Annotated in this window: 15 protein-coding genes; 7 read left to right on the top strand and 8 right to left on the bottom strand. The window is 70.1% G+C overall.

Annotated features, from left to right (window positions below; translation table 11 throughout):
* The first annotated feature begins 248 nt into the window (after positions 1–248).
* Positions 249–1,463 (top strand): acyl-CoA dehydrogenase family protein, encoded by a 1,215-nt coding sequence (locus FSYMDG_RS09170; protein WP_013873269.1) that lies wholly within the window; start codon positions 249–251, stop codon positions 1,461–1,463.
* A 70-nt stretch (positions 1,464–1,533) separates the two neighbouring features.
* Here the strand turns inward: FSYMDG_RS09170 and FSYMDG_RS09175 are convergent, their stop codons facing one another.
* The 3 genes from FSYMDG_RS09175 to FSYMDG_RS09185 all read right to left on the bottom strand — a co-directional run bounded on the left by FSYMDG_RS09175 (position 1,534) and on the right by FSYMDG_RS09185 (position 4,847).
* Complete coding sequence (locus FSYMDG_RS09175; RefSeq protein ID WP_013873270.1) at positions 1,534–2,274, bottom strand: SagB family peptide dehydrogenase; 741 nt, start codon at positions 2,272–2,274, stop codon at positions 1,534–1,536.
* Positions 2,275–2,307: 33 nt separating this feature from the next.
* Positions 2,308–3,345, bottom strand: a complete 1,038-nt coding sequence (locus FSYMDG_RS09180) for an AAA family ATPase (protein ID WP_013873271.1) — start codon at positions 3,343–3,345, stop codon at positions 2,308–2,310.
* A gap of 194 nt (positions 3,346–3,539) precedes the next feature.
* The gene (locus FSYMDG_RS09185) at positions 3,540–4,847 is read right to left on the bottom strand and encodes a YibE/F family protein (protein WP_013873272.1); all 1,308 of its coding nucleotides are present in this window, start codon (positions 4,845–4,847) and stop codon (positions 3,540–3,542) included.
* A 405-nt stretch (positions 4,848–5,252) separates the two neighbouring features.
* On the opposite strand from FSYMDG_RS09185, the gene FSYMDG_RS09190 reads away from it, so the two are divergent.
* Positions 5,253–6,650, top strand: coding sequence for an aldehyde dehydrogenase family protein (locus tag FSYMDG_RS09190; RefSeq protein ID WP_013873273.1), 1,398 nt, complete (start codon positions 5,253–5,255; stop codon positions 6,648–6,650).
* 244 nt (positions 6,651–6,894) lie between these two features.
* Here the strand turns inward: FSYMDG_RS09190 and FSYMDG_RS26805 are convergent, their stop codons facing one another.
* The gene (locus FSYMDG_RS26805; protein ID WP_013873274.1) at positions 6,895–7,230 is read right to left on the bottom strand and encodes a hypothetical protein; all 336 of its coding nucleotides are present in this window, start codon (positions 7,228–7,230) and stop codon (positions 6,895–6,897) included.
* A gap of 769 nt (positions 7,231–7,999) precedes the next feature.
* On the opposite strand from FSYMDG_RS26805, the gene hppD reads away from it, so the two are divergent.
* The 3 genes from hppD to fahA all read left to right on the top strand — a co-directional run bounded on the left by hppD (position 8,000) and on the right by fahA (position 11,864).
* On the top strand, positions 8,000–9,250 hold the full coding sequence (hppD, locus tag FSYMDG_RS09200; RefSeq protein ID WP_013873276.1) for a 4-hydroxyphenylpyruvate dioxygenase: 1,251 nt from the start codon (positions 8,000–8,002) through the stop codon (positions 9,248–9,250).
* Positions 9,251–9,327: 77 nt separating this feature from the next.
* Positions 9,328–10,599, top strand: coding sequence for a homogentisate 1,2-dioxygenase (locus tag FSYMDG_RS09205; protein WP_013873277.1), 1,272 nt, complete (start codon positions 9,328–9,330; stop codon positions 10,597–10,599).
* Positions 10,596–11,864 (top strand): fumarylacetoacetase, encoded by a 1,269-nt coding sequence (gene fahA, locus FSYMDG_RS09210; protein WP_013873278.1) that lies wholly within the window; start codon positions 10,596–10,598, stop codon positions 11,862–11,864. Before FSYMDG_RS09205 ends, fahA begins: the two co-directional genes overlap by 4 nt.
* A 167-nt stretch (positions 11,865–12,031) precedes the next feature.
* On the opposite strand, the gene FSYMDG_RS28220 is transcribed toward fahA, so the two are convergent.
* The 4 genes from FSYMDG_RS28220 to FSYMDG_RS09230 all read right to left on the bottom strand — a co-directional run bounded on the left by FSYMDG_RS28220 (position 12,032) and on the right by FSYMDG_RS09230 (position 13,984).
* Positions 12,032–12,718, bottom strand: coding sequence for an IS630 family transposase (locus FSYMDG_RS28220; RefSeq protein WP_237702726.1), 687 nt, complete (start codon positions 12,716–12,718; stop codon positions 12,032–12,034).
* Positions 12,703–13,173 (bottom strand): helix-turn-helix domain-containing protein, encoded by a 471-nt coding sequence (locus FSYMDG_RS28225; RefSeq protein ID WP_043602714.1) that lies wholly within the window; start codon positions 13,171–13,173, stop codon positions 12,703–12,705. The genes FSYMDG_RS28220 and FSYMDG_RS28225 overlap by 16 nt, the downstream gene beginning before the upstream one ends.
* A gap of 96 nt (positions 13,174–13,269) precedes the next feature.
* Positions 13,270–13,680 (bottom strand): type II toxin-antitoxin system VapC family toxin, encoded by a 411-nt coding sequence (locus FSYMDG_RS09225; protein ID WP_013873279.1) that lies wholly within the window; start codon positions 13,678–13,680, stop codon positions 13,270–13,272.
* Positions 13,681–13,684: 4 nt separating this feature from the next.
* Positions 13,685–13,984 (bottom strand): hypothetical protein, encoded by a 300-nt coding sequence (locus FSYMDG_RS09230; protein ID WP_043603332.1) that lies wholly within the window; start codon positions 13,982–13,984, stop codon positions 13,685–13,687.
* Positions 13,985–14,369: 385 nt separating this feature from the next.
* On the opposite strand from FSYMDG_RS09230, the gene FSYMDG_RS09235 reads away from it, so the two are divergent.
* Together FSYMDG_RS09235 and FSYMDG_RS09240 are read left to right on the top strand one after the other, a co-directional pair.
* Complete coding sequence (locus FSYMDG_RS09235; protein ID WP_013873281.1) at positions 14,370–15,710, top strand: TrkH family potassium uptake protein; 1,341 nt, start codon at positions 14,370–14,372, stop codon at positions 15,708–15,710.
* Positions 15,703–16,371, top strand: coding sequence for a potassium channel family protein (locus FSYMDG_RS09240; protein ID WP_013873282.1), 669 nt, complete (start codon positions 15,703–15,705; stop codon positions 16,369–16,371). Before FSYMDG_RS09235 ends, FSYMDG_RS09240 begins: the two co-directional genes overlap by 8 nt.
* Positions 16,372–16,385: the final 14 nt, after the last annotated feature.

The following is a 16,385-nucleotide window of genomic DNA, read 5'->3' on the forward strand; positions in this document are numbered from 1 at the left end:
GGCCACATCACCAGCATTGACGCGCATTGCCTGTCGGAAAAAGGGGAAACAGCTACCGCTTCCGTTAAGCGGGCCTACGGGTTCGCGGCGTCAGCCGGGCTCAGCGCCGGTGACGACCGGGCGGGACGGGTCCGAGCTCCACGCCGAGAACGACCCCGGACAGGCGGCCGAACAGTTAAGCGCAGGCGCACCGGGCCCGTTAGCCGAACCTGGTTGATCGGGCGAGACTGGAGTCCCAGGCTGGAGGAATGACCAACGCCGCCGAGGACACCCGTGCCGTCACGTTCGGCTCGCCACAACTGGCCAAGCTGATCGCACACGTCGCCGAGGGCGCGATTGAACGCGAACAGCGCGGCAAGCCGCCGTTCGAGGCGATCGAGGCGATCAGGCGCGCCCGTCTCGGCGCGCTGCGGCTGCCGCGCGGGATCGGCGGCGGGGGTGCGTCGCTGGTCGAGCTGTACGAGGTGTTCATCGAGCTGGCCGCGGCCGACCCCAACGTGGCACACATCCTGCGCAGCCACTTCGGCGTCGTGGAGAACCTGCTGCGCAGCTCCGACCCCGAGCAGCGCAAGTGGCTTGAGCGCGTCGCCGCCGGCGAACTGATCGGCTCGGCCGCCACCGAGCTGAGCGCGAAGGCCGGTGCCACCGACTTCCCGTACGAGACCGCGATCACCCGCACGCCGGACGGGCTGCGGCTCAACGGCACCAAGCACTACACCACCGGCAGCCTCTACATGGACCGGATCGTCGTCGGCGTCACCGACATCGACGGGGGCAAGGTACAGGTGATCATCGAGGGCGACCGCCCTGGCGTGCGACGCGACAACGACTGGGACGGCTTCGGCCAGCGCTTCACCGGCAGTGGCACCGTGACGTTCGAAGACGTGGTGATCGAGCCGGGCGACTACTTCGGCAAGGGCGGACGGGACGCCGACTCCGATGCCCTGCCGTGGCGGGCGACGTACTTCCACATCCAGCTCAACGCGATGATCGTCGGCATCCTGCGCCGCGTGGTGCGCGACGCCGCCGACCACGTCCGCGGCAAGCCGCGGACCTTCTACCACGCGCCGGCCGACGCCCCGGCCGAGGACCCGATCTTCCAGTACAGCGTCGGGCTGTTGGCCAGCCAGGCGTACACCGCCGAGACGCTGGTGCTCGCCGCCGCCGCGGCGCTGGAGCAGGCGTACGCCGCGCACGGCACGCAGCAGGAGTACAAGCTGTCGCTGCGCGCGGCGCTGGCCAACGCCAAGGCGAAGGTCGTCATCGACGAGCTGGCCAACCGCGCGGCCTCGGAGCTGTTCGACGTCGGCGGCGGGTCGATGGTGCGCGCCAGCCTCGCGCTGGACCGGCACTGGCGCAACATCCGCTCCATCACCGCGCACAACCCCAAGACGCTGAAGGCTGTCACGGTCGGCCGCTACGTACTCAACGGCACCCCGCCGCCGAACCAGGGCTTCTTCTGACCCGGCCGCCAGCCGGTGGGGGATAGCCGCCGGCTATGCCGGCCGCCGGCCGGTGGGGGATAGCGGCCGGCTATGCCGGCCGCCGGCCGAGGGGGAACAGGGCTGTGGGGAACATCGTGTCGGGTAGGCGTAGCAGTTGTGTGGTCAGGTGGTCGTCGAAGCCTGTTACCGCGCAGCCGGCCAGGTCGAGGGCGGTCGCGACCAGGTAGAGGTTCTGGACGGCGATGCCCGAGTCGACGTGCAGCGTCCGGTAGTGGCGGATCGGGTATTTCACGAGCGTGATGTCCAGCCGGGCGACCAGAAGGAGAGTGATCGGCGTCCGTTCGGCGAAGTCGGGCTGGGCCAGCACCGAGCGCAGCGCCGCCGTCGGGTCGCCGGACCACAGCGTCTCCAGATGCTGGACGTCTGGATCGTCGTCGGCCTCGTGGCGGAACACCCCGCCGGGTAGGTCGCCGCCGGGTCTGACCGCCACGTATACCGCCAGCGACGGCAGCCCGCCCGCGGACGGGGCCATCCACATCCGGTGCTCGGCGCCGGTGGGCAGCCGGACCGTCCGCTGCGGCCCGAGCGCCCACCGCAACAGCGACGACAGCTCCCGCGCGTCGGGCGGGTCGGCATGAAATCGATAATGGGACCTGCGGGCCGCAAGGACCTGGCCGAGGCCGACCGGGATGTCCGGCCGCGCTCGGGGTAACGCGATCCGCCCGGTGGCCGCGGACAGCCCGTCAAGGACGACCTCCCGGTTCGGCGGGTCGTTGAGGAGATCCTGGATCCGCTGAATACGACTGATCACGTCCGCGGTGTCACTCATGTTCGTCCTCGCCGGCCCGCCGAAACGACCCGGTCAGGCGATCCGGCCGGCGGTGTGGCCGGATGCCGGGCGGCTGGGCACGCTGCGGCTGGGCGTGCCGCGGTCGGGCGCGGTGCGGGCCGCTGGTACCAGCCCGGGGATGGGCCGGAAGCCGGGGTCGATCTGGTCGGCCAGGTCCACGCCGGTCGCGTCGTTGGCCCAGGCCACGGCGTTGCGCAGGTGGATGTCGTGCATCTGGGCGACGAAGCGGTCCCAGTCCCGGACGGTGCTGTCGACGCCGCGCCGGATCTTGTCCAGCGCTGCCAGGTTCGCCGGCTCCAGGTCGCCGATGCCGAACGGCCGGCCCTGTTCCATCGCGCGCACCGGAGTCGACTGGGTGAGACAGACCAGCAGGTCGTCACCGACCTCCCGGCGCAGGAAGGCGACGTCCTCGTCGTCTGTGACCTTGTTCCCGATCACGGAGAGGGTGACGTCGAAGTCGGCGGCGTATCGGCGGTACTGCCGGTGCACCGCGACTGCCTTTCGGGTGGGCTCGCACACCAGGAAGGTGTGGTCGAAACGGGTGAACAGGCCGGAGGCGAACGCGTCGGCGCCGGCGGTCATGTCGACCACCACGTATTCGCCCGCGGTGTCGAGCAGATGGTTGAGCAGCAGCTCGACGGATCCGAGCTTGGAGTGGAAGCAGGCCACGCCGAGGTCGTCCTCGGTGAACGCGCCGGTGGCCAGCAGCCGCACGCCGGCGACGTCGACACCGAAGCGTGCCCACAGCGGGTTGTGGCCGGTCACCGACAGCAGCCGTGATCCGGAGCCGGGCGGGGTCGTCTTCACCATCACCGACGCGGACGGGATGCGCGGGTTGTCTCCCCTCAGATAGTCCTTGATCGCATCGAGGTGTTCGCCCATCGGGGGTGGCGTGGTGTCGTCGTCGAGGCCGAGGGCGGCGCCGAGGTGCTGGTTGATGTCGGCGTCGATGGCCAGGACGGGGTGGCCGTGGGCGGCCAGGCGCCGGCAGAACAGCGCGGACAGCGTGGTCTTGCCGCTGCCGCCCTTGCCGACGAACGCGATCTTCATGCTGGGCTCCGAGGTCGTGGCGACACTGCTACGATCAGCACAGCATACTGTAATAGTAATCGTTTTCGTTAAGGGTGGTGTGCCGGGCGGGCCTGGCGGGCGGCTGACCGGCGGCGCGCCGAGCGGCCGAGCGACGGCCGGGAACGCCCCGAGGCGCCGCGGGGGGTGTCGCAGCGGAGGAGCGCGGTTCGCCGCTACGAACGGCCAGGGCTCGCGCGATAGGTCAACGGCTGGGTGTCGGCGGGGTGGCCAGCGGCGACAGCGCCATCCGCGTCAGACGGGGATGACGCGGCTGAGCCGGAGCCGGGATGTCGGGCGCGACCGGTGACGGCGGCACCATCCGTGTCGGGTGAGGCCGCGTCCGTGCCCGCGTCCGCCGGCCGGCGGCGGGAGACGACGAGGGCGGCGATGGCGGTGGTGAAGGGCACGGAGGCGACGAGGCCGACGGTGCCGGCAGCGGTACGGACGATCTCGGTGGCGACGAGTTCGGAGGTGGCGACGTCCGCGCTGGCGCGGTCGGCGAGGGTGAACAGGAGCAGGGTGGGCAGGGCGGCACCGGCGTAGGCGAGGGCGAGGGTGTAGACGCTGGAGGCGATGTGGTCACGTCCGACCCGCATCCCGGTCCGGTAGAGGCGGCGCACCGGGGTGTCGGGGGCGGCGTCGGAGACCTCCCAGACGGCCGCGGCCTGGGTGACGGTCATGTCGTTGATCAGTCCGAGCGAGCCGATGATGACGCTGGCGAGCACGAGACCGGGCAGGCTGAGCTCGCCGGCGAAGGCCTTGAGGGTGACGTCCTCGTCGGAGCCGAGGCCGGTGATGTGGGCGAGGTCGATGGCCGCGGCACCGAGCGCGGCGGTCAGAGCGAGGCTGGCGAGGGTGCCCAGCAGCGCGACCGTGGTGCGGGCGGAGACACCGTGGGCGAGATAGAGCAGGCCGACCATCAGCGCCGCGCCGGTGGTCAGCGCCACCGCGACGGGGGAGTGCCCGTCGAGCAGAGACGGCAGCGTGAACCTGACGATCACGAGATAGGTCAGGACGAGGCCGGCGAGCGCGGCGAGCCCACGCCAGCGGGCGACGGCCACGACCATGACGGCGGTGAGCGCGGCGATCCAGCCCAGCGGCGCCGCGCGCTGGAAGTCCACGATGTAGTAGGTGGGCTGCCCGCTGGTGTCGACCGTCGGGGCGAGGCGGATCCGGTCGCCCGGCTCGTACGCGGGACGGGTCGGATCCACGGGGACGTCCAGATGGATCTGGTTGCCGGGCGCGGGCCGGCCGGTCAGGACGATGTCGAGCTGGTCGCAGGCGGCGGGGGAGGGGCCCGCGCCGGTGGGGTCCGGGCAGGGGCCCTGCCCGGCGCGTCCGATCGTCGCGTCGACGAGGTCGGGGGCGCCGCCGGTGAGGTCGCGCAGCTGGCTCGGGGCGTGGCGGGGGGTGGTGTTCGGCCACAGCAGGACGGCGCCCGCGACGGTGAGGACGAGGATCACCGCGATGGCCGCGGCCATCGCGGTCGCGGCCCTGCGTGACGTTCTGCCGGGCGCCGCGTGACCATGCGCGGGGGTGGAACGGCCGTGGTTGTGCCCCATGCCACCTGAGTGTGGTTGATGCCGTCTGGGCACGGTTGTCTTGGGGGCCTCGTGCCACGGCCGGGGGAGCGGGCCCGCGTGAGCTCGCGCCGGTGGCCGCTCCAGGCGTTCATGATCATTAAACTTTGTGCTCGTCGCACCGCCGGCGAAGCTTTTCCGGCCGTTACGATTTCAGGTGGAGCCACCTCGGCGGAGCCGTCCAAAAACATGGAATCTGGAAACATGGAATCTGGCGCACGCTGGTCATTGGGGCGTGTCTCCGACGGGGACCGACAGTGGACACCGGGGACGAGGACCGACCGGGCAGGAAAGGCGGGGACGGGCATGGCCGTGGTCACGTCGGGACCGGTTGCGCAGGCCCGGCCCGATGCCGCCGCGACGGTCGAGCGGCTGCGCCGGACGTTCGCGACGGGCCGCACCCGCGATGTCGCATGGCGGCTGCGGCAGCTCGGCGCGATCGAACGCCTGCTCACCCAGCGGGAGGACGACATTGTCGCCGCGCTCGGCGCCGACCTCGGGCGTGACGCCCACAATGCCTGGTTCGGGGACATCGCCGGCACCCGCGCCGAAGCCGCCCACGCCCGCAGGCACCTGCGGGGATGGGTGCGCCCACGGCGGACGTCGCTGCCGGTGAACATGCTGCCGGACAGGGGTTTCTACCAGTACGAACCGCTGGGCGTGGTGCTTGTCGTCGGCCCGTGGAACTACCCGGTCTACCTGACGCTGTCCCCGCTCGTCGGGGCGCTCGCCGCGGGCAACGCCGTCGTGGTCAAGCCGTCCGAGCACGCGCCGGCGACCTCCGCGCTGCTCGCCCGCCTGCTGCCGGAGTACCTGGACGCGGACGCGGTCGCCGTGTGCGAGGGGGATGCCACCGTCACCCGGCAGCTGGTGGCGCAGGGGCTCGACCACGTCTTCTTCACCGGCGGAACAGAGACCGGTAAGCAGGTGATGGAGGCCGCGGCGCGGCACCTCACCCCGGTGACCCTGGAGCTGGGCGGCAAGAGCCCGGTCATCGTCATGCCAGACGCCGACCTGGACGTCGCCGCCCAGCGGATCGTCTCGGTGAAGCTGCTGAACGCCGGCCAGACCTGTATCGCCCCCGACTACGTTCTCGTCGACAGCTCGGTCCGGGACGAGTTCGTTGCCAGGGTCCGGGCCACGCTGGAACGGTTCGAACGGGACGAGTCCGTGCAGCGGATCGTGAACGCACGGCAGTTCGACCGGCTGCGCCGCGTGCTCGACGGGCACCGCGGGCAGGTCGTGGTCGGCGGCGGCGGCGATCCCGGCACGATCACCGTCGAGGCGACGGTCGTGCTCGATCCGGACCCGGCCTCGGAGCTGATGACCCAGGAGATATTCGGGCCGATTCTGCCCGTTCTGACGGTCGGCTCCCTCGACGAGGCGATCGCTTTTGTCAACGCACGGCCGAAGCCGCTCGCCCTGTATCTTTTCACCGGTTCGAAAACGGTGGTGCGGCGGGTGCTGCGCGAAACAAGCTCCGGCGGTGTCGTCGTCAACCACCTGGCGGTGCACATCCTCGTCCCGCAGCTGCCTTTTGGGGGAGTCGGTGACAGCGGGATCGGTGCCTACCACGGCCGGTGGGGATTCGAGGCGTTCAGTCACCGCCGAGCGGTCGTCACGAAACCGGCCCGGCCTGATCCGCCGCTGCTCTACCCGCCGCGCACGGCATGGAAGAAGAAGCTGTTGCGCCGCCTTTTCTGAGCTTTTCTGACGCTGGCTGCCCGGCTCGCCCCGGCCGCGGGTGCTGCCCGAAACCGGGGCGGGTCTGGCGGCGCCCGGGAGAAGGCGCACCGGCGGGATCCGTCATCGGTGCCGGTCCCGCCGGTGCGATCGAGCTGTATTTCGATGATGCTGGCTCAACGTCCGCTCACCACTTGTTGTCGGCGAGTTGCTGTCGGAGTCGCGCCGTCACACCGTGTTGGTGCCAGTCAGGTGCTGGTGCTGGTCAGACGATCGGGCCGACGATCGGGCCGACGCCGACCGGACCGACGATCGGACCAACCGGGCCGACGATCGGGCCGACACCAACAGGGCCAACAGGGCCGACGGGGCCGACCGGCCCGACGGGGCCGACCGGACCCACGGGGCCGATGGGGCCAACCGGGCCGACGATCGGGCCGACACCGACACCCGCGTCAGCACCCACGACGGTGGTGGCACCGGCGTCTACGCTGCTTGCGGTTGCGACAGAGGTGCCCAGACCGATGAAGGCCGCGGCACCGAGCGCCACGGTCGCGCCGGCGAGGACCCTCCGGACTATCGAATTCTTGTCGTTCTGCACGGGTAACACCTACCTCCCAACGCATTCATCCGATAGAACCTGCAGCAACGCGAACTCCCGAAAACGAAATGGTAGCCGCGTCTCGTTCACGTTAGGCCATGCGCCGGGCCGGGCGGGGACTATTCCCGGCGCAGTACGTGTATGTCACAGGAACCGGCCCGGGCCGGATGGCGGTCCGGGCCCACAGTACTCCGGGCAACGGTATTTGCTGTACCACGGTCACCGTCGGCGTCGACGGTATGCGTTGTCCCACTCCGAAACGGACACTGTCACGGTGGCTGACGACCGGCCGTCACGAATTCTGCCTCCGCGGGCCAGGCCACGCCCGGTTGTCGGCATCACCTGAGGACCATCGCGGAAAATGCCGGGACCATTGCCAGGAACGCCGGGACCACTGGTGGTGGAGCAGCGCCACACGTCCCGCCGTGGACGGGACCACCGGTGGTGGAGCGGCAGCGGGCCGCCACCGCGCGGCAACGGGTCGCCACCGTCCTGGCGGCGGACCGTGTCATCGCTGCCCGCCGCCGGACAGTCCCGCGGCCACCCGGCGGCCGGCCGCCCGTCCGATGCCGAGAGGTCCGGTGGGGGAGAAGCATCCGGCGCGGTGGGCGCGGCCCGTTCCGCCCCGCCCGGTGCCGGCGCCGTGGGCTCGCTCAGCCACTGTGGGGTGTCCCGGTTGGCCGAACAGAGAAGTTGCACAGGTATTTGTTCGTGCGGTGTGCTTACTGTCCGGCAGGAACCCCGTCCTCGACTCCACGGAGGCTCGGTCATGAGCGGCAGCGAGACCTCCACCAGCTGGCAGCGGTCGGCGGAACCCGACCTCGACCAGATGCGCCGCCTCGTCGGGCTGGTGGAGCACGACACGGCCGCCGACCCCTTCCCAGTCTCGGGCTGGGACGCTGTCGTGTGGTCGGTCGGCAACGCCACCCAGGCCGCGCTGTTCTACCAGACCGTGTTCGGCATGGAACTTCTCGCCTACAGCGGGCCCGAGACCGGCAACCGTGACCACAAGGCGTACGTGCTGCGCTCCGGAGCGGTCCGGTTCGTCCTCAAGGGCGGGGTCGACCCGGCGTCCCCCCTGCTGCGCCACCACCGCCGGCACGGGGAAGGGGTGATCGACATCGCCCTGGAGGTCCCCGACGTCGACCACTGCGTCGCCCACGCCCGCGCGCGGGGGGCGACAGTCGTCGAGGAGCCCCACGACCTGCGCGACGAGCACGGCACCGTCCGCGTCGCCGCCATCGCCACCTACGGCGAGACCCGGCACAGCCTCGTCGACCGCAGCCGGTACACCGGCCCCTATCTGCCCGGCTACGTCAGCCGTACCAGCGACACCCGCCGTACCGGCGACACCGGTGACACCGGTGACACGTCCGGCCAGGCGCGGCCGGCAGGCGGGCCCGGCCGGCTGTTCCAGGCGCTCGACCACGTGGTGGGCAACGTGGAGCTGGGCCGGCTGGACGAGTGGGTCGCCTTCTACAACCGGGTGATGGGCTTCACCACCATGGCGGAGTTCGTCGGCGGGGACGTCGCCACCAGGTACTCGGCGCTGATGAGCAAGGTGGTCACCAACGGCAACCACCGGGTGAAGCTCCCCCTCAACGAGCCGGCTGTCAGCGCCCGGCGCTCCCAGATCGACGAGTACCTCGACTTCTACGACGGTCCCGGCGTCCAGCACCTGGCGCTGGCCACCAGCGACATCATCACCACCGTGGACGTCCTGCGGGCCCGGGGCGTGGAGTTCCTCGACACCCCGGACGCCTACTATCGCGACCCCGGGCTGCGCGCCCGCGTCGGCGAGGTGCGGGTACCGGTCGAGGAGCTGCGTACCCGCGGCATCCTGGTCGACCGCGACGAGGACGGCTATCTGCTGCAGATCTTCACCAGGCCGATCGGCGACCGGCCGACGGTGTTCTTCGAGTTCATCGAGCGGCACGGGGCGCTCGGTTTCGGCGTCGGAAACTTCCGGGCGCTGTTCGAGGCCATCGAGCGTGAGCAGGCCAGACGCGGCAACCTCTGACGCCGCTGACAGCGGGGACGCCGGAGGCACCGAAAACGCCGAAGACACCGGCAGACGCCGGACGGGAAGGACATGCCATGCCCCACTACCGGGCGGTGGGCGACGTTCCGCCCAAACGGCACACCCAGCACCGCCGCCCCGACGGAGGTCTCTACCGCGAGGAGCTGATGGGCGCGGAAGGCTTCGCCGGGGACAGCGCGCTGCTCTACCACACCGGCGTGCCCGCCGCGATCGTCGACGCCGCGCCCTGGACGCCCGCGGACCTGACCACCCACCCGAACATCCCGCTGCTGCCCCGGCACTTCCGGCTGCCGGCACTGTTCGACGGGACACAGCCCGGAAAACAGCCCGGGGACGTCGACGTGGTCACGGGACGGCGGCTGATCCTCGGCAACGCCGACGTGCGCATCTGCTATGTCGTCGCGGGCGCGGCCAGCCCGCTGTACCGCAACACCACCGGCGACGAGTGCGGGTACGTCGAAGCCGGCGCGGCAACCGTGGAGACGGTCTTCGGCACGCTCGACGCCCGCCAGGGCGACTACGTGATCATACCCCGGGGTGTCACCCACCGCTGGATCCCGGACCCGGCCGCGCCGCTGCGCGTGTACGTCATCGAGGCGAACTCCCACCTCGCCCCGCCGCCGCGCTATCTGTCCCGGCACGGGCAGTTCCTGGAGCACGCACCGTACTGCGAGCGGGACCTGCGCCCGCCCGCCGGGCCGCTGCTGGTAACCGGAACCGACGTGGAGGTGCTCGTCAGGCACCACCACTCACGCGGTGCCAACGGCGGTGTCGCCGGGACCCGCTACCGCTGCCTCAGCCATCCGTTCGACGTGGTGGGCTGGGACGGCTGCCTGTACCCCTACACGTTCAACATCGCCGACTTCGAGCCGGTCACCGGACGGGTACACCAGCCGCCGCCCGTCCACCAGGTCTTCGCCGGCCGCAACGTCGTGATCTGCAACTTCGTCCCCCGCAAGGTCGACTACCACCCGCTGGCCGTGCCGGTGCCCTACTACCATTCCAACGTCGACTCCGACGAGGTGATGTTCTACTGCGGTGGGGACTACGCGGCGCGCGGGGGCTCCGGCATCGGGCCGGGCTCGGTCAGCCTGCATCCGGGCGGGCACACGCACGGCCCGCAGCCGGGCGCGGTGGAGCGTTCACTCGGGGTGGAGTCCGTCGACGAGCTCGCGGTCATGGCCGACACCTTCCGTCCGCTCGAGCTCGGTGAGGGTGCCCTCGCCTGCGACGACGGCCGCTACGCCTGGACCTGGGCGGACGGGGACAGCCGACGACGCCGAGCACCCAATAACACCGAGCACCCATTGACGCCGGACAGCCGATGACGCCGGACACCCGGCCGCCGGCCGGGCCGCTCGACGCCGCCGCGTCCCGCGCGTCCTGGGTCGAGGTGGAGCACGACCATCCCTTCGGGATACGCACGCTGCCCTACGGGAGCTTCACCACGCCGGACGCGCCGGGCGCGCGCGTCGGCGTCGCGATCGGCGAGCACATCCTGGATCTGACCGCGGCCGCCGGCGCGCTCCTGCCGGAGCATGCCGGGCTGTTCACCGCGGGCAGCCTCGACCGGCTGCTGGCCGCCGGCCCCACGGTGTGGTCACAGGTCCGCTCCCGGGTGATGCGCTGGCTCGCCGACGAACGGTACCGGCGCGCCGTCGAGCCGCTGCTGGTACCGGCCGCCACGGCGACGCCGCGCCTGCCGTTCACGGTCGCCGACTACGTGGATTTCTACGCCAGCGAACACCACGCCACCAACCTGGGCCGCATCCTGCGCCCGGACGGCGACCCCCTCACCCCCAACTGGAAGCATCTGCCGATCGGCTACCACGGCCGATCCGGCACCATGGTCGTCTCCGGGACACCGGTCGTGCGCCCGCGCGGGCAGCTGCGCGCCCCGGGCAGCGAGATCACGTTCGCGCCGACGGCGCGGCTGGACATCGAGGCCGAGGTCGGCTTCGTCGTCGGCACCCCCTCGCGGCCTGGGCGCCCCGTCCCGCTGGCCGAGACGGAGCGGCACGTCTTCGGCGTCTGCCTGGTCAACGACTGGTCCGCCCGCGACATCCAGGCCTGGGAGTACGTTCCGCTCGGCCCATTCCTCGGCAAGTCGTTCGCCACCTCCGTCTCCGCGTGGATCGTGCCGCTCGACGCGCTGCGGCACGCCCGGGTGCCGGCCCCGCCGCGCGACCCGCGTCCACTGCCCTACCTCGACGACACCGGCGCGCCGCCGGGGGGCTTCGACATCGAGCTTGAGATCTCCCTCAACAGGCACCTGCTCTCCCGGCCGCCGTTCGCCGGCATGTACTGGACGGTGGCCCAGCAGCTCGCCCACCTGACCGTCAACGGCGCGTCGCTGCGCACCGGGGACCTGCTGGCCTCCGGCACGGTCAGCGGGCCCACCCGCGCGCAGTGCGGATCGCTCATCGAGCTCACCTGGAACGGGACACAGCCCCTGACCCTCCCCGACGGCTCGACACGGGACTTCCTCGAGGACGGCGACGAGGTCGTCATCACCGGCACCGCCCCCGGCCCGGACGCAACCGTCATCGGCCTCGGCGAGGTACGCGCCCGCATCCTGCCGTCCGCACCCTGAGCCACCCTGGCTCCGGTGAGATTTATTGATCTTGAGGGATGGGGGTCCCGTCGTTGTCCTCTAGAGGCAGGCGCCAGCTTGCGTGCCCACTCTCTCAGCCAGCCGCTGACCGGCCACACCGACCTTGTGGGCTCGATGACTTTGGTCAGGCTAGTAGACTGTCGCCGCTAATGTGTGGGGTATAGGTGGCGGAGTTTGGTGCGGGCGTCATCGGTGGTGAAGTGCCAGTTGACTTGGCGCTGGTTGGCGTTGACGGCTGTCTGCCAGGCGTCGAGTTCGGTGTTCAGGACGTCGAGGGTGTCGATGCGGCGGTCGAGGCATTGGCGGGTCAGGGCGGCGAGTTCGATTTCGGCGATGTTGAGCCAGGAGCCGTGTTTGGGGGTGTGGTGGATCTCGAGTCGTTGCGCGAGTGCGAACGCGACGGCCGGGTCGAAGGCCTCGTAGAGCGAGGAGATGTCGTGGGTGTTGAGGTTGTCCATGACCAGCACGACCCGTTCGGCGTCGGGGTAGTCGAGGGTGAGCAGGCGCCTGACGTGGTGTGCCCAGTCGATCCTGGTGCGCCGTGGGGTGGCCTGGACGCGGCGCCAGCCGGCGAGTGGCTCGACCCAGCAGAAGATCGAGCAGGTTCCGTGGCGCACGTACTCGGAGTCCTCGCGCCGGTCACGCCCTGGCGTGGCGGGGATCGGGTCGCGGGCGTGGGCCAACAGCTGGTAGGGCTTCTCGTCCATGCACACCACGGGCACGCCCGGGTTGTGGGGCCGGGCGTAGACCGCCAGAACGTCTTCCATCCGCGCGGCGAACTGCGCGTTCGCCCTCGGTGGGATGGTCCAGCACTTCCTCAGATGAGGACGCAACCTCGTTTTTTTAAGACCCGGCCGATGGTGGAATGGTCCAGGTCCGGGATGTCGGCGACCAGCGCGACGTGCTTTTCCAACAGCCGCAGCGACCAGCGTGCATAACCAGCCGGTGGCTGCGAGCATGCCAGCGCGATCAGTCTGGCCTCAACCTCGCCGGTCACCGGGGAAGGCACCGGGGGAAGCTCCCGTGCCTTCCGACCGATCGTGGCCCCCACATCCCCACCGGTCTCGGTGAACCGCTTCGCGACCAGCCGCAGCGTCTCACCCGAGACCCCGACCCGGACCACGAGTTCTTCTTGGGAGGCAACCGGGCCGACCGAGGTGTCCAACGCGAGCAGGACCCGCGCCCGCCGGATCATCGACGCCGGATGAACCCCCGTCGAGGTCACCCGAACCAACTCGTCACGATCAGCCTCGGTCAAGGTGACCGGCCACTTCTTCTGCGAACCCACGACACAGTCCTGACCGGCAGAGGGACGGGGAGACCTGCCAGACCCAACCCTCTCACCCAGACACAAGACACACCAGAACTAAGCAGCGACAGTTTACTAGTGGCCCGGGGCGGTGAAGACGAGGCCGGACTGGGCGCAGGCCATCGCGAGCCGGTCGTCGTAGGTCAGCATCTGGTCGGCGTCCAGGAGGAGCGCCGAGGTCAGATGGATGGCGTCCAGTGACCGGAGTACCGCTGGCCCGATCCGTCGCGCCAGGCTCACCACCTCGGGTGACAGCGGATGCTCGGCTACTCCGGACAGGGCGGCGTCCGCGTGGACGGTCGCGGACGCCGAGTCAGTGCCGAACCGGGCACGTAGCGCATGGGTCACCTCGATCCACGCCAGCGATGACGACACCAGCAGATCGCCGTCCTCGTGATGTTTGTCGACCGCCGCGACCAGGGCCAGCGAGTCCGTCTCGGCAACCAGCCGTTTGAGGATCGCGCTGCTGTCTAGGTAGATACGCACGCTTCTACAGTCGGTCGGCGCGGTCGAGCAGGTCGAGGCTGGTCGTACCGTCGGGCAGGGTGAGCGTGGGTGTGACGTGACGATACGGCGTGCGTGGTGGGAGAACGATCCCCGCGGTGAGCAGCGGCTCCCGGGTGTCGGGCGAGGTCGGTCCGCCAGCGGCGAGCGTCCTGAGGTGCCGGTCGACAGCTTCGCGAAGGATTGCCTGCTGCGAACGGCCGGACCGGTCCGCCTCGGCGCATAGCGCGGCCTCGACCTCCTCGACCTCCTCGGCCTCGACCTCGGGACGAAGGCGAAGGTTCACAGCCATGATGCTGGTACACGGTTGGTACCAGAAGACATACCGCATGCCGCCCAGCCGCCTACGCGAGGAGAGGTGGCTGCGGATGTGTTCCGGATATCCGGCAGCCGAACACCCGGTTACGTAGCGCCCGTCTCTGGTTTCGATCGCCATCGGGCTCTGGACGACATGTGTCCCGGCAGGAGTTGGCCGATGCCGTGAACAGCTACCTGTTCGTTCCCGGCGCCTACCGGCCCACCCACGCTCACCACCAGTTCGCCGCGGGGCGGTGAACTGGGTCTTGACATGGGGCAGTTGAGGTCTGTTTGGGTCCGCCGTCCGGATTCTCGGCTAGGGTCGGCTGGCGTGGGATGCGTCGGAGCCCGATGACAGAGGGCGCGGTCGCCGGATGACGCGGTCGGATGGGGGCAGACGTGGCCCCGCGCTCTACGTGGTGGCCGCCTTCGCCGCGGCGATCGTGGTCGGGACGCTCGCGCTGATGGTCCCCTACGCCCGCGCGGGGCATGGCGGCGCGCCTCCGCTCGTGGCCCTGTTCACCGCGACGTCGGCGGTTTGTCTGACTGGCCATGTCGTAGTCGACACCTCCAGTTACTGGACCCCGTTCGGCCAGACCATGATCGTGCTGTTGGTCCAGGTTGGCGGCTTTGGGATCATGACTGCGGCGTCCCTGCTCGCGTTGCTCGTGAGCCGCCGGCTCGGTCTGCGCGGCAGGCTCCTGGCCGCCAGCGAGACCAAGACGCTGGGTCTGGGGTCCGTGCGCCGGGTCGTGGTCGGCGTCGTCGTGCTCAGCGTGATCGTGGAGGCCGGGGTCGCGGTCGTGCTCACCCTCCGGTTCTGGACGGCGTATGATACCGCGTTACATTCGGCGGCCTGGCAGGGGATTTTCCATGCGGTATCGGCGTTCAACAACGCCGGGTTCGCGCTGTTTCCGAACAACCTGACATCATTCGTCACAGACCCTGTGATCAGCCTGGTTGTGCTGGTGGCGTTTGTGCTGGGCGGTCTTGGTTTCCCGGTCCTGTTCGAGCTGCGCCGCACCTGGCGGCGACCACGACGGCTCTCCCTGCACTCGAAAATCACCCTTTGGGTGACCGCGGTGCTGGCTGCCATCGGCGTGGGCGCCCAGCTGGTGCTCGAGTGGACGAACCCGGCGACACTCGGGCCGCTGGCGGTACCGCAGAAAGCCCTGGCCGGTCTCTTCCAGGGTATGACCCCGCGTACGGCCGGGTTCAACACGCTCGACTTCGGGGCGATGAACGAGACGACGTGGCTGGTGACCGATGCTCTGATGTTCATCGGCACCGGGTCGGCGGGCACCGGCGGAGGCATCAAGGTGACCACGTTCGCGATCCTCGGTTTCATGATTATCGCGGAGGCCCGTGGCGCGAACGACGTGGACGTTGCCGGGCGGCGGGTGGCGCCGGCCGCGCAGCGCCAGGCGCTGGCGGTGGCCCTGCTCGGCGTCGGAGTCTCCTTCCTTGGCACCCTGCTGCTGCTCGCGACCAGTGGCATCGCCCTCGACCGGGTGCTGTTCGAGGCGGTGTCCGCGTTCGGCACGGTCGGCCTGTCCACCGGGATCACCGCTGAGCTGCCCGGCCCGGCTCAGGCCGCGCTGATTGTGTTGATGTTCATCGGCCGGATCGGGCCGGTCACCGCGGCCTCGGCGCTGGCGCTGCGCCAGCAGGTCCGGTTCTACCGCTTACCAGAGGAGCGACCCATCGTTGGCTAGGTTTCAGCCGGACGCCGTCCTTGTCATCGGGCTCGGCCGGTTCGGCAGCGCACTCGCTGGCACGCTTGTCGGGTTGGGCCACCAGGTCCTCGGTGTCGACACCGACCGGAAGACCGTTCAGGAGATGAGCTCGCAGCTCACCCACGTGGTCGAGGCCGACACCACCAGTGAGGAGGCGCTGCGCCAGATCGGTGCGGGCGACTTCAACCGGGCTGTTGTCGCGATCGGCACCGACGTCGAGGCGAGCATCCTCACCACCTCGTTGCTCGTGGATTTCGGCATCGCCCAGATCTGGGCGAAGGCTGTCAGCCGGGCGCACGGCCGGATCCTCGACCGGGTCGGTGCCCACCGCGTCGTCTACCCGGAACACGACATGGGCGAGCGGGTCGCCCATATGGTCACCGGGCGGATGGTCGACTACGTCGAACTGTCTGACAACTACGCGCTCGTCGAGACCCGTCCGCCGGCCGACATCGTGGGAAAGCCACTCGGCCAGACCGGGATCCGTAGCCGTCACGGCGTCACGGTCGTCTGTATAAAACACGTCGGCGCGGACTTCGACTACGCCCATCCCGACACGGTCGTCAAAGCCGACGATCTCATCGTCGTTCTCGGGCCGATCCAGAAGGCGGTCCGCTTCGCTCAGACCCGGAACGGATGACACAGCCCGCAGCG

Origin of the sequence: Candidatus Protofrankia datiscae (genome assembly GCF_000177615.2) — a bacterium.
Taxonomy (GTDB): domain Bacteria; phylum Actinomycetota; class Actinomycetes; order Frankiales; family Frankiaceae; genus Protofrankia; species Protofrankia coriariae.

What these genes read in the sequence shown, in the direction of transcription:
- FSYMDG_RS09170 (WP_013873269.1), top strand. Translation starts at nt 249, where the DNA reads ATGACCAACGCCGCCGAGGACACCCGTGCCGTCACGTTCGGCTCGCCA.
- FSYMDG_RS09175 (WP_013873270.1), bottom strand. Translation starts at nt 2,274, where the DNA reads ATGAGTGACACCGCGGACGTGATCAGTCGTATTCAGCGGATCCAGGAT.
- FSYMDG_RS09180 (WP_013873271.1), bottom strand. Translation starts at nt 3,345, where the DNA reads ATGAAGATCGCGTTCGTCGGCAAGGGCGGCAGCGGCAAGACCACGCTG.
- FSYMDG_RS09185 (WP_013873272.1), bottom strand. Translation starts at nt 4,847, where the DNA reads ATGGCCGCGGCCATCGCGGTGATCCTCGTCCTCACCGTCGCGGGCGCC.
- FSYMDG_RS09190 (WP_013873273.1), top strand. Translation starts at nt 5,253, where the DNA reads ATGGCCGTGGTCACGTCGGGACCGGTTGCGCAGGCCCGGCCCGATGCC.
- hppD (WP_013873276.1), top strand. Translation starts at nt 8,000, where the DNA reads ATGAGCGGCAGCGAGACCTCCACCAGCTGGCAGCGGTCGGCGGAACCC.
- FSYMDG_RS09205 (WP_013873277.1), top strand. Translation starts at nt 9,328, where the DNA reads ATGCCCCACTACCGGGCGGTGGGCGACGTTCCGCCCAAACGGCACACC.
- fahA (WP_013873278.1), top strand. Translation starts at nt 10,596, where the DNA reads ATGACGCCGGACACCCGGCCGCCGGCCGGGCCGCTCGACGCCGCCGCG.
- FSYMDG_RS09235 (WP_013873281.1), top strand. Translation starts at nt 14,370, where the DNA reads ATGACGCGGTCGGATGGGGGCAGACGTGGCCCCGCGCTCTACGTGGTG.